Source organism: Pseudoalteromonas agarivorans, assembly GCF_024518735.1.
Classification (GTDB): Bacteria; Pseudomonadota; Gammaproteobacteria; order Enterobacterales; family Alteromonadaceae; genus Pseudoalteromonas; species Pseudoalteromonas atlantica.
In genome coordinates, this window is sequence record NZ_JANIGJ010000003.1 from 131,654 (window position 1) to 148,393 (window position 16,740).

A 16,740-nucleotide genomic window follows, 5' to 3' on the forward strand; every position below is an offset into this window, starting at 1 on the left:
ACTTCCGGTTTCTAACCCAATATTGCTATATTTCGGAAGCAAACTTCCGTTTATAGGAATTCAAAGGTAGTTATCGGAAATATACTTCTGTTTTTGAAAGCGTTGGCCTAGATAGCTATATGAGCCATTTTTCGGGGTCTTATTTGAGCGAAAAGCGGAGGGTCGGGTAAACTCGTTTTTGGACAAAAATGAGTTAGAGCTGAAGGACGGCTCTGTGCCATGAGCGGACATTGATAACGCTCAATTAATGGACTTTTATTGCAGGCTGAAATTTGCGAGGGACAAGCACAATCCTGTTCAATCGCTTGTTATGTTTTATTCAAAAAGCAACCTGATAAACTTAGGAATATATCTAGATGGAATATAAGTACAACCATAAAGTACCGCTAATGGGATAAGAACAGCTAAAGCGAGTAGATCATTTTTACCACCAAATATCGCTAAACCAGATAATAAAATAAATAGAACTGCTGTCAGAATCCATATCCCTTCAACTATACCATTTCGTTTATCTGATGAGTGTTTGTAAAATAAACAAACAATTGCACCTATTACAACTAACGATGAATAAAGCAGGTGAAAATCAGATGTGAAAACGAGATACATTAAAAAGCAGCCTAGCAGCCGTGTAATCCAAGTTTTTATATTGCTAATTAACTTCACCTAAACCTCTGAAAAGTATAACTTATAAATAGTGGGCGTTGGCACGTAGTGCATAATAGCGAAGCCGTCCTAAGCGTTTGCGTCCCAGCGGACGAAGTGAGCGCGTTGATTGACCTGTTATAGATCGGTACTCAAATTTTTTGATTGCTATCAGAAAAAGAGGACTGTTCGACATCTTTTTCTCGATTTACACAACGAAACCATAAATTTGCTTCCGGCCAACCACCTAACGGTCTAGCTTGTTTTGATTCAACATTAAGTGTCTCGACTACTTGTCCTTTATTCGCGCAAAAGTACGAGGCTTCTTTATAAGCATTTTTTTGTAATGTGTTGGAGTTGGTAAATCCCGTATCCCCTGTTTGCACTACTCTGTATGCATCTTTACCGTCAGGGATTACCCCGCTGCTCGATGTACAAGCTGCTAATAATAAAGATACTGATAATATTGCAAAAAATTGTCTTTTCATAAAATTCCCTTTAGTCATTATAATGCCCGCATTAGTTACGGAGCATGTTAGACGCTTTTTTTCGTCATTTTCTTTTAAGCAAAAAATCGAACAATGTGGGACGTCAGATCTAATGCGCTTGTTAGTTGCATTTTTAATTAACTAAAAGAAGCCAATAATGACCGTAATTATTACCGATGCGATCGCACCACTGCCTATTGAACCAAATAACGCCATTTTAGGATTTTGCTTATAATCAGCTTTATCCCCATGTTTAGCAACATTTTGTGCGTTCATATAGCCACGAGAAAACATGCTATAAATAATCATTATGGGTAAAGTTATAAAGAATACTTTCCAAGACCATTCCACTTTTAAACCTCCAATGTTCAATATTACGGATGCAACTAACATTTTATAGTACGATAACCGCGTTTATTTCTCCCTACTTAACGCTCATTTGTCTACTTTATATAGTTTTAACAGATAACCTAAGGTATTACTATCTCTAAGCTTTCTAAAATTTTTTAGGTAGAGTTAAATGAACCATTATGCACGCAACGCTCATTTTAATGAATATATGCGCAAAGAGCAGTTTAACCAATCAATTAACGACAATATTTAGCCAACCTCAATGACCGCTTTTCGCTCTTTGACGAAGTTCGGCTCTGTGCCAGCGGACCTTCAATCGTAGCTCGTTTTTGCCCCAAAACGTGTTAAAGCAATTATTCTATAGGTCGGCTTTGAGCGATAACCGGACACTGAAAAAGTTAAATTTATTCCTGTGTTTTAAGTAGAAATCTAATTTTGTCCAATAACATTATTAAACGCCGTTTTGGGGCAAAATAACATGCTTAATTCCTAGCTGTTTTAATTACTTGTTTACAAAGGTAATTATTGGTGAAATTATCAGGGTATGTAATATACGCCGTTTCGGTGTGTTATAAACCACCAAAATGGTGTTCAATAAGCTGTTAGCTGTTTTGCTATGTTCTAGGCTTTTTTCAAATAAAAACATCGACTTTCTTTTTGTCGGTTAACAATAAAGCAGCCTTTTCTTGATATAAATCAAAAGTATCGTCTGATATAAATTTATCAAACGTATTAATTATTTCTTTCATGTAAGAGGCTCTTACTTGATAAGTCTGACGTTCAGGATATTCTTTAGCAAGTCCATCTAATTTCTCTGAACTATTAGAAAAATACTCCATAACATTAATTTTTTTATCAGGATCTACATCCCCTCCACCATAAGAAAGGATCCTAAGTTTAGACTCTAAACTATTCATATCTTCTCTTTTTTTGGATATTATGGGGTTTCCTGACTTACCTAATCTAACTGGTTCATCACTATCGTATTTTTGTGTGTATTCTCGTTCCATTTCATTCACATTTTTAACAATACTATGAAGTTCTTTTATACTCATATTAGAAAAGTTGAGCTCTTCTTTTTTAAATACTTTTTCATATGCACTTCCCTCAATTAATGATGAATCAAAAGCATTATTGTCTTTTTTTTCTTTAACTTTAGGATCAAGGTGAGTTGTGTTTATATTAATTTTTAAGCCACTTTCGCTTGTTTTAGTAGAAAAGCTTTTTATTTTTTCATCATCACTGTTTGTAAAAATAGATATTTTACTTTCAAATAGAGTAGGTAGTAGATTGGTGCTGATTTTCATAAAAATCCTTTTTCATATGTCGTTTTCTTTTATCGACATAATTTTATAAAACTTAAGCTTTTATTTTAGATTGTTTTCTATTAACGACTCATAGGGCTGAGTCGTTAATAGAAAGTTTAACTAGCCACCAGATCTTACTTCATAAGTAATTCCACCATAAGTAGATCCAGTTGTTGTTTTATTTTCAACTTCCCAATAATAAGTGCCTGCATTAAAGATAGAAGTGGAAACTGCTACGCTATATCCGCCAGCAACTCTATCTCCATTGCTATCAACCAAAGTCACTTTGAAATCATGTCCGTCATAGTTTCTTAAAATTGCAAAACCGTATCTACGGCAATTACCACCATCATAAGTAAAGCTTGCAATATGAATCGCCCCGTGTTTGCCAGAGACTCAATAACTTGAGAAACTGGAACTATGAAAAAATCAAATCGCTATACATCAGAATTTCGTGAACGTGCAATTAGGCTTGTTACCACACAACAGCATGAATACCCTTCTCTTTGGGCTGCGCTAGTATCGATTTCAGATAAACTGGGATGTACCCCAGAAACACTTAGAGCATGGGTCAAGAAATCTCAAGCTCAACCGTCTAAACCCTCTTCTAATACGCAATCAACTGAAGAACGCCTTGCCGTCTTAGAGCGCGAGAATAAAGAGCTCAAGCGAACGAATGATATCCTGAGGCAAGCTGCCGCTTTTTTCGCCCAAGCGGAGCTCGACCGCAAACAGAAGTAATAGCGGATTTTATTGATGCTTGCAGAGAGCATTACGGTGTCGAGTCAATTTGCAAGGAATTGCCGATTGCACCATCAACGTATTATTCTCATAAACAGATACAAAGAGAGCCTGAGCGACTGTCTAACCGCAAAAAGCGTGATGCTGAGCTGATAATACTCATTCGCGAAGTGTGGGAGGATAATATGTCAGTTTATGGTGCAAGAAAAATATGGAAGCAGCTACAGCTTGACGACCATCAAGTCGCCCGCTGTACAGTCGAACGATTGATGCGAGTTATGGGAATTCAAGGTGTTCGTCGGGGTAAAGCACATAAGACAACGATACCTGACGAGCAACAAGATAAGCCACTTGATTTAGTTAATCGTCAATTTACTGCTGAGCAGCCAAATCAACTTTGGGTAGCTGACATCACCTATGTTGCCACATGGAGTGGGTTTGTTTATGTCGCTTTCGTGATAGATGTTTTTTCACGATACATTGTAGGTTGGCGTGTATCAACGACAATGCACACAGAGCTTATTCTTGATGCGTTAGAGCAAGCTATTTGGCATCGTGGCAACCCCGAAGGGTTAATTCACCACAGCGACAGAGGCAGCCAATATTTGTCTATACGATACACTGAGCGACTTGCTGAAGCTGGAATTCAAGCGTCTGTAGGCAGTGTGGGTGACTTTTATGACAATGCATTGGCTGAAACAATAAATGGATTATTTAAAACAGAGATTATTCGCAGAAATGGCCCGTGGAAGAATGTTGATGCTGTTGAATACGCAACTTTAGAGTGGGTCAATTGGTTTAATAATCAACGCTTATTATCTTCAATTGGGTATATTTCACCAGCTCAATATGAAACAGACTACTATGATAATTTAAACGAGTCAGGTAAAGTGGCCTGACTTAAACAAACTGGTCTCCGATGAACTCGGGGCGATTCATTTGTATACATTCGACAGCGTGCCTATTATCTCATTTTGTCATACACAGTTTTCATCTAAAATAACCTGTTGCGCCTTTAAAAATAGGCGTATACGCTTTGTTTACACCCGTATACATCAGAGGTATTTTAGAATGGCTATTCTAAGCATCCGAATTGACGATAAATTAAAAGAGTCTTTAAGTAGTGAGGCGCAAAAGGAAGGTATTTCTTTATCTGAATATGTGAAGAAATCACTGGAAATTAAGAGCGTTGATACTCATATACTAGCAACAGAGAAAAACTTAAAAAGCTCTGTTGATAGTATTAAAGATTTAGCGCTCGTCTCTCAGGAGACTGTACACGAAGTTGAACTAAATATTCAGCGGCTAAATGAATCGCTTAAAAATGCAAATCACTTAAAAGAAATCAAAAAATTGAAATGGATATTGATTTCTATATCCCTCATCTTTGTATCAATCTCGATCCCAATATTTCACTTTAATATTGCTTATTTCAAAACCTTCTTTTATTAGGCTTTATCCTGAATAATTTAAGGCCTATGAGCCAAGCCTATTAGTAAATATTCCAGTTACCGGAAAGCCTTTGCCGTCCAACACCTCTGTATTAAGCTTTTCACTTTACGATGAATTACCTTCAACAACTTAATTTAAATAAACTTTTTAAAGGCGTTTTCAAAAGACTATAAGTGTATAATTATGGCGCAGGTTTTGCAGTTAATATCACTCATACGATCATACTAAGGAAAAGAACCTATGCGAGTTGATGCAAACGTACATTATTTTAATGGGAACCAGCGTACCAAGCCTTCAACAGAGGCCTCAACGTCATTTTCGGCTGCATTAACAGCAGCACAAACAGACAATGATAAGACTGACAGCAGCACAAAACAGGCGGATTTCACTAGTATGACCCGGCAAGAAATGCGGGACTGGGCCAACACTCAAATCCGCAATGGAGAAATGTCTCTCGATGACGGCAGGCCTTTCATGGCTATGACTATGAAAATACCCGTAAATGGAGGCGAACTGGCAGGTGCACACAGTGATGAAACACGATATAACTTCATTCAAAAAACGCGTGATGGCATCCAAGGCGCACTGTCACGCAATGACGAGACTACTTTGAAGATGTTAGAATCAGCTATGTCTATCATGCAAGACAAAAGTACTGGTGTTAACATTCGTATTTAGAAATATAAAAAGGCCAGAATGTCTGGCCTACATCATTAATAAATCAAAGAATACTGATCTGGACTGACATGAAGATAACAATATATCTCTTGATCCAACTCCTTAGCAGCATACTCAACCCCAAACTTCATGCCTACATATGAAAATATATATATTTTTATATGTAGAACATTTCTAGCCTTCATCTCCTGTCGAAATTCATTAACCTTATTAACTATTGTCTTCCCGCTACCGATGAAGTCGTCAAAAATTACAACGTTTTTTATATGGCAACTTGTACATCTTTCAAAAGACATATTGAGAGATGGGATTAAGTTATCTTCCTTCCAATATTGCCCTAACTCTGCAAGTGCCGACTTGAAGTTGTATAAGCCTGCTGTTGATCCATCAGACTCCTTTCCATCTGAGGTTGCAATGAACAAAGTATCTTGGTGTGTGAAATTCTTCTCATTAATTATATCGGCAAGATAATCCACTGCATCAAGCCTATCCCTATGCTCATGATGGATAAATCTCTCAAGCAACGTAATGAGAGCCTCACGCTCTTCATGTGATTTATACTCTTCCAAAAGCCCATGAAGCCCCTTTTCATAACGTCGGTCATTCAACCATAGGATCTGGTTCACCAGAACTCCTACTTCATAAAAATCTGACTCTGATGAGTTTTTGGGAGTATACAATGTCATTGCCGCCTGCCAATTAAAGTTAATTATATTAGAGAGATACTATGCAATTCATCGCTAGAAATAAAGCTAAACATCAAAGAGGGAATCTTTTGAGCTTCCCTTCATTTACCCCATTTAGTAAGGCCTGAGACATTTAGATACTATAAAATAAGAAAAAGTAGTCCATTAAACTGCTCGCCCTTCACTGCTGATAGTTTTAACTAAATTGGAACGGGGCAGAAATGGGTTAAACCGGAAAGGCAGCTCATGGAACGAATGCGTCTGTTCGATTTGGTTGACTCTATTTGTTCAAATCTGACAGTTTTGGTTAGGTCTTATTAAATGAATTCATTCCGCGCTTATCTTGTTAAGCAAAAATGCTAACTAAATCACTATTAAAAGAAAGTCCGCTTAAGCTATTTTCATTAATCAGAGATTTAAACGCGGCATTGCAATAAAGTACTGTCCCGCCTTGAATGCATGATTTAAAAACAAGATGTTTGTCTGATTTAAATGATAAGGATTTGAGGCCGTCCTCAATACCATTCAGGTAAGCCTTTTCAGTAAGAGTTTCGTCTTCATCTTCGAAAACGAGAGGATTAAATAAAATTAGCTCTTTATCACACCTAAGCGGTATAAATTCCCCGTAAACTTGCAGATAGTTCCCTAGGGCAATATACGCTTTTTGGTTCAAAACAAGGTAATTCGTAAATAAGTTTACGTCGTAGGCTTGCTTTAAAGCTTCTTTTTCAACTTTGCAGCTAAATCCGTTTTTGACTATATCCGCTATTTTAGTTTTGCCGCTAGGAAAACCAATCTTGGCTAATATTACTGCTTCTTTATAACTGAGGTTATTTTCTTCGGCAATTTGGTCTGCCATCGATACGATATCTAGGTCAATTATATCGTATGTTCTATCTGGTTTGTGCAATTTATAAATATCGAGTTCCTTTCCCATAAGTAATCCTTTGTGAAGTAATATTTGTGCTTATTAAAGATTAATGAAGCCAGAATATCAACTCCTTCGGTAACGCAAGCAGAACCTCATTGGATATTAGCCAAATTTTATTAGGCTGGATTACTATGGGAGTGCGCGTTAGTTATACCTGTACTCTATTCATTTATTAGCTTTTACTGTATTCATTTATTAGCTTTTAATGTATTCATTTATTAGCTTTTAATGTAGAACTAGCAACATTTACATAATACAGATTCTCATCTTTGCCTACCAAAGCCCCTAAATATCTTCCCTTATGTAGAGCTCACGACCCCCAAAAGTAAAATATAATAGATAGATTACAAGGCGTTAATCGCCTTATTTATCTTCCATAATATCTTTAAGTGCAATGCGTTTTAGCTGAGTGCCATCGCGATACCCTTTTACTAATAATTCATCTAATACAGCGCCGGTGTAAAAGGTATAGCCATTTTCTTCATCAACGGGAAGCTCATAAACAGAGCCTGATATTTGAGGCCAAATCCAATAATTCCCACAGGCTGATAAGTGGGGTAGAACCATTGAACCTGAGCTTACTCTCCATTCATCATCATTTTTCCACGAACAAAACAACACATAGCAGGGTTTGCTATCAATAGTTTGAAACGTTAAAACAACCCACCCTTCTGGCTTGTGTTTCATATGTCACTCCATCTTGTTTACAAAAAATTTAAGCCTCCATTAACCTTAACTTAATAAAAGAGAACACCCCCTCTTTTTTCTTAAAAAAACACAAAAAATAAAAAAAAAGCACATATTCACACTCAGTTAATATTAATTGTAGTGGAGATTTATTGGATTTTAAGACCCAAATCGAAGAAGTTAGAAGAATATAACCTAGTGGTCGACCAGTTTAACCTTCTCTATTTCTGCAATATCTGCAATCATAGTGACTGCCTTTTGAAAAGCATCAACTTTGCTGGGGCTAGGTGTGAAATTTTAAATTTAAGCTTTTGGGGGTAGCGCGGAATATTAATTACGCTTTGGGTGTTTTACTTGAACATAACAACGTCATGTTAAACACAAACATAAAATCGGTTTGGATAAGGTAAAAACAACTCGAGAAACCTTCACAGTACTTTAAAGATAAATTTTTTTTGAGAATAAATAATTTGCTCGTAGAAAAAACATTGAACTTAACTTTTGAATTTTAAAGTGAGATTAACCCTTGAAAATAAAACAAAATTTTCAGTGGCTCCAAGGATTGATAAGCCTAATTATGACGAAAGGAATAATGTAAAAATGCTTACCAAGAACAACTATTCCAAAGATAAACCTTTTAATTTATCACCCATTATCTATAGTGTAAAGACATTTATTTTTGGGAGGTAAAATTATGACCGTTACAAAGACGAACGCTAACGTTCACAGAGGTCGATTTGTTATACGATTTTACTCCCATAAAAATCAGTGCGCACTTAATCCCGAGTCATTTCAGGAGCTGATCCTGGCTTTTAAACTGGAATGTGACCCTAATGTGAAGCTGTTTGCCACCCAACCAGAGCAAATAGAAGTGACTATAGACAAAAAAGTTTACCGCTATACACCCGACTTCTTAGTGCTATATCATTCTGGCTTCGCTGAATATATTGAAGTTCATCATGAGTCTCAGGTTGATAAAGAGTATCACTCGAAAATTCATCTTTTTAATGAGTACACCCGAAAAAAAGCACAAATAGGTTTACGGTTAATCATCGTCGATAAGCTCAATACTATCTTTATGGCGAACCTTAATCTGATAACAATGTATTACTCGGAGCATTCATTCCCATTAACAATGCTGCCTGATGGAGATTTAACCTTTGGTGAACTCATCGAATGCTTGGAGGGTATAGCTAAAAACCCAGTGTCAGAGGCTTATGGACTAATTGCATCAAATGTATATAAATTCGATATGGAGAAGCCGTTAAACGCCTCTACTACATTGATGCGAGGTCACCTCAAATGATCGGATATGCTACGGGTACTGACTTGACTAATAAGTACGGTAACGTTGAATCTATTGCGTTTGTTGACAGTACATCAATACTCCTTTCCGGTGATGGTATAGAGACTAAGAAGCGCCTATTACCTCGAGACGACTTTGAGAAATCAATTGATGATCAAGGCTTTATATTAAGAAGCGCACAGCATCCACATATTGAACTAACAGAATATCAAAAGTTAACGGTTACATCACGATTGATTTATCAATCTATCTTGAAAGAACTGGTTAGTGAAGGATACCCTGCTACAACCAAGAAGACATATGATGAGCTCATCAAACGAGTCGAGAGTCAACATCCTGCAACTATTGCCACAAAACACCCGCAATGGAAAACGGTATGTCGCCATTGGCGCGTATGGGTTCAATCAGATTTTAATGATGAGGCGCTTGCGGGAGTGAAGCGTAATAGGCCTATACGGCTAAATGCGGCCACTGAGGCTTTCATACAGCACTACATCGCTACCGTCTATTCGTGTAATAACTCTGCTTTCAAAGGCGCATATTACAGTAACTATAAACGAGAAGCGCAAGAAGCTAGCTTGAAAAATAATGAGATTCAAATCGCATCACAACGCACCTTTTACCGCCGGTTACAAGAGCTTACTGATGCCGAAAAACTTGCTAATTTTAAAGGCCTTTCACAAGCGGAAATCAATAAGCGACTAACAACGCTACGTAAACGAATAAAAACCTATTACGCAATGCAGCGCGTTGAATGCGACCGTGTTGTGCTAAATATGTGTTTAATTGACGACAAAACAGGTCTTCCGACACCGCCTATTTCTTTGTATGTAGCAATAGACGTATACACACGCGCACCTATCTCTGTGGTGCTTAGCTTTGAACCTGAAAACTCTGCCGGTGGGCTTAATCTTTTACGTCAAATATTTATGGCAGATAGTAATCTTACAATGAATGGACGTAAACCGACTACATTGATTATGGATAATGGCCCAGGGTTTAATAATCGTTTGATAAAAAAGGCTGCGGAGCGACTTGAGTTAAATATTCATTATACACCATCAAATCAACCTGCTAAGAAGCCATTCATTGAGTCATTTTTTAACGTATTAAGAGATCACTTTTTTTCGGGTATGAAGATTGAAACGCAAAGTGGTGAGACGAGTATTGGATTTCAAAGTTATTCAGGAAAACGTACTAACCCGAACTCACTCGACACAATTCCATTAGCTAAACGTGCGGATATAAAGGTATCTGATTTTACAAAGCTACTGAATATATTTTTGACAGAATACATGCACAAACACCATAAACAGGCTGGCCATACGCCTATCAAAAAATGGAATCAGTCCATTATTGATACGCCTATGCCTTCATTCACATATGATCAGCTTCAACATTGCTTCCACGTGTCCAGAGCCCAGGCCTCACATAAATTACAGCAACGTGGAACTATCAGATGTTTAGGTCAAGATTATTACAGTGATGAGCTAAAACAACTATACGCGGCTACTAAAACAGACATGGAGCTGGGTGAAAACCCCTCTGTTTATGTGTTTCATGACGACCTAGATGCCAGAAAAGTAACAGTTCAAGCAACACTGCCTGGCGAGAACAATCCTGTGGAAATAGTGGCTGATAATATTGACCATCATGATACTAAACTACCAGTCAGCTTTGCTGAACTAAATGGCAATCAAACTCTGACCCAACTCGGAATATATACAGAAACTTTCTCCCATACTCCTACTGGTCACTATGTCGGTGAAATAACTGAATTCGTAAAGCAAAAGCCCAAACGCAAACAGCACAGGGGCCCGAAGGTAGCGTCTTTCAATAAAAATACGAAAGAGAACTTATCCATTGTAGAGCGAATAAAAAAATCTCATAAAGTGAATGAACTTAAATCACAGATATCGCACTCAGGTGAACAAGATACCTACGCAGATACGATAGTGAGCAAAACCAGAGAAATGGCCTCTACCCGTTATAATGATGATGAAGGAAATGAAAAACAATGGTAACTATGCCCAGTACAATTTTCGCATGTGACATACAAATGAAGATATGGCAGAGGATAGCGGAAATCCACAATATGTATCACGTACCTTCAGAGGATAAACGAGCTCAACTTATTTATGGTGCCTCGGGTGCTGGCAAGACGTATATATTAAAGCAGTATCACGCTCAGTTTTTACCTGTTACTAAGCCAGAAAAAACGACAAAACCAATCTTTTATGTCGCTTTTAAGGAGTTTAAAAAAAGTACTGCAGAGATAACTCGATTTTTAATTTCAGAGCTAGAGGGAACAACACAAAACTCTCGCACTACTGCAGCTGAATTGGATGCCCAACTTATCTCACTTCTCAAAGACCTAGAAGTGGAGCTAATCATTCTTGATGAAATTCAGAATATTGCCTCAAGTTATGATGGGATAGAGTTTCAACGAATTATTAAATATTTTTGCTATCTGATCGATAGCAACAAGATCCGTTGTTCGATTATTTTCGCCGGTACAAGCAGTGCTAAGCGCCTTATTACATTTGGTAGAACCGCCGGTAAATTTGACGATGACGAGCAGATGTCTCGTCGACAAATGCGCCCCATTGAAATTAAGCCAATCCTTCCTAAAACGAAAAACTGGATTGCCTGTTGTAATTGGTTCATTCAACAAGTTGGGTTGCCAAATTTAACAAAGGATGAGCACAGTGAGCTACTTGATCGTATTTACCTTGCGTACAGTGAGCACACCATGAGTACAATGCGCGATTTATTTTTACGTAATAACACACGAAATGCAAAAAACTATGATCAGCTTATAGAAGCCTTATTTGAAAACTTTGAGAAATATGCAATTGGGGCTGTCAATCCATTTGATTATGAACTTTTAACAAAAAAACAATTAGATGCATATCTAAATGAGCAAGATAAAAACCTTAGAAGTCAGTTCTATTCGGGGTTATGCTAATGCGTTTCCCAATAAAACCCTCTTACTATGAAGCGGAGTCAGGTATTGGTTATGTACTTCGTTTACTTAAAAGAAATGGCATACAATCAGAATCTCGCGTACTCAATAAGGCTATGCTAACCAGTATCATCAAAGGTAGATCAACAAAGAACGAACTCCTTGATCACCTTATTCCTATAACTCGCACTTTATCATCATTAAAGATAAAGTGCTGGACACATGCGAGATTGCTAACGCCACAAGTTTGTCCAGATTGTGTTAACCAATATGGGTATTTTAGGGCCCAGTGGCAAAATCCATTTTTACGACACTGTATTATTCATGAGTGTGCCCTGTTATCCGAATGCCCTCATTGCAATTCACCGCTGCAATTTACCATTAATCTTCTAAATGGCCGCTGCACATCACCTTTGTGCGGCTTACGCTTAACGCATATACCATTGAATAATCAATTAAAATCACCTGAACAAGTCCACGATGCATACCTCATAGCTAAAGTGATAGTTGACGATAGTAATACACGAACGAGTTTCCCACCAAAGGAGATTACCTCCACATTATTAAATAGAGCGGCTGATATTCTTAATAACCCAGATAGTGCTAGAGTATTCTTAAGTGAAAGGGCTAAACGTGTACCAACAGATCTACCGTTGAACATTGAGTTTCACAAAATTGAAATTATTGTTCAGAATTTGCTATGTGAATGGGGGTCATTATCCACACTATATGAAATGTATAATAGCGAGTATATTCGTTCAAAAGCTCCCATAACTCAGCTTTGGTTTGAAGCTCAAACAGCCTCCTCTATAATTGGGGTAACGTTTAAACAAATCGCTCTTTTAGTCGAAGTTGGATTGATAAGAACTGATTCAAAAAAGGCCTTAAGAACAGATACTCGCGTTGAAATATCAGGTGTTTATACCTTTTTAGCCGAGTTCAGCCACAATAAAGATTACGTCCCCCTTTCTGAGCTACGTCGCTTTATGGCTCTTCATAATATCTGTATAACTGATGTACTGATAGCTGCTAAAAATAAAGAATTATCAATAACATACAAACCTTCATTAGACTTAATGCATTCCATACACGTTTTGCCTGAAGCATTCGATACCTTTTGTAAATTACATACTCAACTTATAAGAGATAAAACGATGTCCGTTGCAAACGTAGCTGAAGTCACCGGTATACCAAAGGTAGAACTAATGAGGTTGATTAATACCGGTAAGCTCAGGCCCGTTTACATTCATGGCAATAATTCAAAACGTATACTTAATTGTGATACTTTGAAGTTGGCGAAAACGCAAAACAAACAGCTATCACTCGACATTTAGTACTTTGTAATTTCAACTTTAATTTTTAGGCCGAGACATGTTCTCGGCCTATGCTTTATTAATAACAATACCGGCAGTTCACTAAAACTAATCGACTGAATATCAATAAGTTTAACTTTCCCTTTTTTAATAAAAGTTTAGTAATTTCATCCATAACTAAACCTAAATCAAACCAAATTTGAATTAACTCAACATTACAAATGAAGCTTCGCATATCTGCATTTTAACTTTCACTTAAATGGCTTCATTTCTCTTTATCCTAAAAATCCATTTTCTAATCGATTTACTACACTTTTACTAAGTAAATATTAGCGTATAGTGTTCGCCACTAATTTACCGAATACAGAATCTACTTAATTATGTGCTCATTAAAATCAAGTCAGAGTTCTTCAGTGGCAGAATGAGAATCTGCAAGGCAGAATGAGAACTTTTTGGCTGGATGAGAATTTGTGTTGGGGCAGTTTTTAGCTATAAATAATTCTCAATTTAAGAGGCGCAGTACCGATAAAGAACACAAGCTAAGTTATTGTTTTGAAATCTTATTACATGGCTGAGATTCTCAAGTTATATGGCGCCGATCAACTGATCAGTGCCACTTAAGTCGAGAATACACGGCGCGTTGAGGACTTATTGATTTATAATGAAATATGGCACTTAAATTGAGATTTATTAACTAAATTACACTCTAAAAATAATTATGTTTTTTATTAGGTAAATTTCTTAAACAACGAGAAATCGCTTGAAAACATCTATTACAGTAAGTGATTTGAAGTGGTAATTTGCCTATCAGTTATACGAAAGCTAATCGGGTTTACTTCGAGGTAGAGTTTATTTAGGCCGATGCTTGCCAGAGGAGCGACAGCGCATCTTTATTTTTCATTACATAAAGAACTTCTATTCTTGGTCAGTTATAGCCGTGGATTGCATCACTCAATAATTACCGGCGGTCTGCTCTGTGCCAAGAGCGGTCATTCATGATTAACTCGTTTTTGCTCCAACATGAGTCTTTGACAGCATGATCAATTACTCTCCATGCCATCTTTGGAATATTTTTTCTAACCTAAAGCAAGGGGCTAATCGGCCTGTGAGAAACATAGCTATTTGAAACCTTAGTGCCCTAATAGATATAGACTTTATGCAATCTATTTAATTTCAATGTAACCCTTCTAATTTTGTTGTGCTAGCATCGGAAGTATAATTCTGATTTGCATAAAGGAGAAATGCATTGGCCAGACGAGGAAATGGCTTAAGGACGGCTATAAAGGTTGTTAAAGCTATAGATAGAGCCAACAAACAAGCCACCCGCGAAGCTCAGCGTAGAGAGAAAGCTCGGCAACGTGCTGAAGCTCAAGCACTTAGAGAGCATGAAAGAGGTGTGCGTGAAGCTCAGCGAGAACTAAAGCTGCAAGTAAGACAGCAACAATCCGCAGCAAAGCAAGCATTTAAAAATGCGCTATCAAATGCAAATGAAGAGTACCAAGACCGCTGCGAAGAACGAGCCGCCCTTAGAAAACAATTCATACAAGAGGTTTTAAAGTAAACAATGGATAGTAATTTACTGATATTAGCAGCCATCTCTTTGTTGGCAGTTTTGCTGACCTATATAGTGGCGAAACGCTCTGGGGATAAAAAAGTTGGACAGTACAAGTCAATTAATGAAGCGTTAACGAAAGCTAAAGAAGAGCACGAGACATTAAAGAAAGCAAATGAATCACTACAGAAAACTACTGAGATAGCAAAGCAGGCGCTTTCCAAAATTAACGCTAAAACTGCCGACCTACAAGCTTTGAAAGGACAAGATGACTTTCTTAAAGTTAGTATTCTAGAGCAGCAACAGTCTCTTGACGCAGCCCAAAACGCTCTAAATGAACTTAATGCCAATATTGAAAAGAGCGAACAGGATCTGAACGAGCTAATGGGTGGTATAGACTTGTATTCACGACTCGATGAATATACTGCTCATGGCCATTTTGAAATGCCACAATATCTCTACGAAACATCAACTCGCTATTCTGAAGAGATCAAAGACATACGGCAGCAACAAAAAGACATGATTAAAGCTAAGACCGCAGTCACCTTCCCAGAAACGAACGTTATTTCTAATGATAAGTCTTTGAATAAAAAAATCCTCAATGGTCAAGTTAAGCTAATGCTAACTGCGTTCAATATTGAATGTGACATGCTTATTGGCAAGCTTTCTCCAAGCTCATTTGGTCGTACGCTGGAGCGAATTGAGAAACTAGCAAACAATCTAGAAAAGTCAGCTGCGACACTGGAGTGTGGCTTTGATATTGACTACATCGAACTAAAATTTGAAGAATGTAAGCTTCAGTATCAATATACCCTGAAGAAGCAGGAAGAAATTGCCGAGCAGAAGCTCATCAAAGAGCAAATTCGTGAAGAGCAGAGAGCAATAAAGGAGTTTGAAAAAGCTATTTCTGAAGCTGAGAAGGAAGAAAAAATGTATCGAAGCCTTCTTGATAAAGCTCAGCAAGAGTTCGCTCAAGCTAATGAACAAGAACGTAGTGAAATGGAACAAAGAATAGCCATCCTAGAGCAGCAATTGGCCGAAGCTGAAGCCAAAGAAGAACGTGCCAAGAGTATGGCGGAACAAACTCGTAAGGGCCATGTGTACGTGATAAGTAACATAGGTTCCTTTGGAGAAGATGTTTACAAGATAGGTTTAACGCGCAGGCTAGAGCCTATGGACAGAGTTAAAGAGCTTGGTGATGCCAGTGTACCATTCCCATTTGACGTACATGCTATGATTTATACTGATGATGCACCTGCACTCGAAACAGCTTTGCACCGTGAATTCCATTCTCAACGTGTTAATGCAATTAATCTTCGGAAGGAGTTCTTCAATGTCGATCTAGAGGAAATTAAAGATGCCGTAGAGAAGATCGCTGGAGTAGATGCTGAGTTCAAAATGACCGCTCTGGCGGAAGACTATTACGAAAGCCTTCGTCTTAGTGATGCCGCATGATTTAACAGTTTTGTCCGCCTTCGAGTCAGCCAGAACAGCGCTGGCTCACCTTTGCCCAAAAACGAGCTAACGCAATAACTCTAAAAGCCGACTATGAGTGAAGCGGACGCCCACAATGACAAGTAAAGAAATTTATTTACCCAATTGTTAATTTATTGCATACCTAATAATTGAATGGTACTCTCA

Annotated in this window: 15 protein-coding genes and 1 other annotated feature; of the genes, 9 read left to right on the top strand and 6 right to left on the bottom strand. The window is 37.6% G+C overall.

The window, feature by feature from the left end:
- Positions 1-794: 794 nt before the first annotated feature.
- From NQT65_RS07265 to NQT65_RS07275, 3 genes are all read right to left on the bottom strand, one after another.
- On the bottom strand, positions 795-1,130 hold the full coding sequence (locus NQT65_RS07265) for a hypothetical protein (protein WP_055013468.1): 336 nt from the start codon (positions 1,128-1,130) through the stop codon (positions 795-797).
- A gap of 141 nt (positions 1,131-1,271) precedes the next feature.
- Complete coding sequence (locus tag NQT65_RS07270; RefSeq protein WP_152965273.1) at positions 1,272-1,481, bottom strand: hypothetical protein; 210 nt, start codon at positions 1,479-1,481, stop codon at positions 1,272-1,274.
- 632 nt (positions 1,482-2,113) lie between these two features.
- On the bottom strand, positions 2,114-2,788 hold the full coding sequence (locus NQT65_RS07275; protein WP_013463096.1) for a hypothetical protein: 675 nt from the start codon (positions 2,786-2,788) through the stop codon (positions 2,114-2,116).
- Between the two features lie 420 nt (positions 2,789-3,208).
- Here NQT65_RS07275 and NQT65_RS07280 point away from each other — a divergent pair.
- The 3 genes from NQT65_RS07280 to NQT65_RS07290 all read left to right on the top strand — a co-directional run bounded on the left by NQT65_RS07280 (position 3,209) and on the right by NQT65_RS07290 (position 5,659).
- Positions 3,209-4,428 (top strand): IS3 family transposase gene (locus NQT65_RS07280; protein ID WP_256850808.1). Its coding sequence is split into 2 segments (ribosomal slippage): positions 3,209-3,497 and positions 3,497-4,428, totalling 1,221 coding nucleotides; the frame shifts between segments, so codons are not numbered across the junction.
- Positions 3,487-3,603, top strand: a sequence feature (AL1L pseudoknot). (Overlaps the previous gene by 117 nt.)
- A 172-nt stretch (positions 4,429-4,600) precedes the next feature.
- A complete protein-coding gene (locus NQT65_RS07285) occupies positions 4,601-4,981 on the top strand; it encodes a YlcI/YnfO family protein (RefSeq protein WP_024606317.1) in 381 nt (126 codons plus the stop codon).
- A gap of 240 nt (positions 4,982-5,221) precedes the next feature.
- A complete protein-coding gene (locus tag NQT65_RS07290; RefSeq protein ID WP_013463093.1) occupies positions 5,222-5,659 on the top strand; it encodes a hypothetical protein in 438 nt (145 codons plus the stop codon).
- A 35-nt stretch (positions 5,660-5,694) separates the two neighbouring features.
- Here NQT65_RS07290 and NQT65_RS07295 read toward each other — a convergent pair whose 3' ends face one another.
- The 3 genes from NQT65_RS07295 to NQT65_RS07305 all read right to left on the bottom strand — a co-directional run bounded on the left by NQT65_RS07295 (position 5,695) and on the right by NQT65_RS07305 (position 7,963).
- Positions 5,695-6,345, bottom strand: a complete 651-nt coding sequence (locus NQT65_RS07295) for a phosphoribosyltransferase-like protein (protein WP_256850809.1) — start codon at positions 6,343-6,345, stop codon at positions 5,695-5,697.
- A 346-nt stretch (positions 6,346-6,691) separates the two neighbouring features.
- Positions 6,692-7,282, bottom strand: coding sequence for a hypothetical protein (locus NQT65_RS07300; RefSeq protein WP_150137674.1), 591 nt, complete (start codon positions 7,280-7,282; stop codon positions 6,692-6,694).
- Positions 7,283-7,639: 357 nt separating this feature from the next.
- Positions 7,640-7,963, bottom strand: coding sequence for a hypothetical protein (locus NQT65_RS07305; protein WP_138579943.1), 324 nt, complete (start codon positions 7,961-7,963; stop codon positions 7,640-7,642).
- Between the two features lie 694 nt (positions 7,964-8,657).
- On the opposite strand from NQT65_RS07305, the gene NQT65_RS07310 reads away from it, so the two are divergent.
- From NQT65_RS07310 to NQT65_RS07335, 6 genes are all read left to right on the top strand, one after another.
- The gene (locus NQT65_RS07310) at positions 8,658-9,269 is read left to right on the top strand and encodes a TnsA endonuclease N-terminal domain-containing protein (protein WP_256850810.1); all 612 of its coding nucleotides are present in this window, start codon (positions 8,658-8,660) and stop codon (positions 9,267-9,269) included.
- Positions 9,266-11,293, top strand: coding sequence for a TnsB C-terminal domain-containing protein (locus NQT65_RS07315; RefSeq protein ID WP_055011436.1), 2,028 nt, complete (start codon positions 9,266-9,268; stop codon positions 11,291-11,293). The genes NQT65_RS07310 and NQT65_RS07315 overlap by 4 nt, the downstream gene beginning before the upstream one ends.
- A gap of 35 nt (positions 11,294-11,328) precedes the next feature.
- Positions 11,329-12,237 carry a TniB family NTP-binding protein gene (locus NQT65_RS07320; protein WP_223866401.1) on the top strand — a complete coding sequence of 303 codons (909 nt, stop codon included), beginning with the start codon at positions 11,329-11,331 and terminating at the stop codon, positions 12,235-12,237.
- Positions 12,237-13,568: a TniQ family protein gene (locus tag NQT65_RS07325; RefSeq protein WP_024032701.1), complete on the top strand. Its 1,332-nt coding sequence runs from the start codon at positions 12,237-12,239 to the stop codon at positions 13,566-13,568. Before NQT65_RS07320 ends, NQT65_RS07325 begins: the two co-directional genes overlap by 1 nt.
- Before the next feature lie 1,225 nt (positions 13,569-14,793).
- Positions 14,794-15,108 (top strand): hypothetical protein, encoded by a 315-nt coding sequence (locus tag NQT65_RS07330; RefSeq protein WP_138684712.1) that lies wholly within the window; start codon positions 14,794-14,796, stop codon positions 15,106-15,108.
- 3 nt (positions 15,109-15,111) lie between these two features.
- Positions 15,112-16,554, top strand: a complete 1,443-nt coding sequence (locus tag NQT65_RS07335) for an SNIPE associated domain-containing protein (RefSeq protein WP_256850811.1) — start codon at positions 15,112-15,114, stop codon at positions 16,552-16,554.
- Positions 16,555-16,740 lie beyond the last annotated feature (186 nt).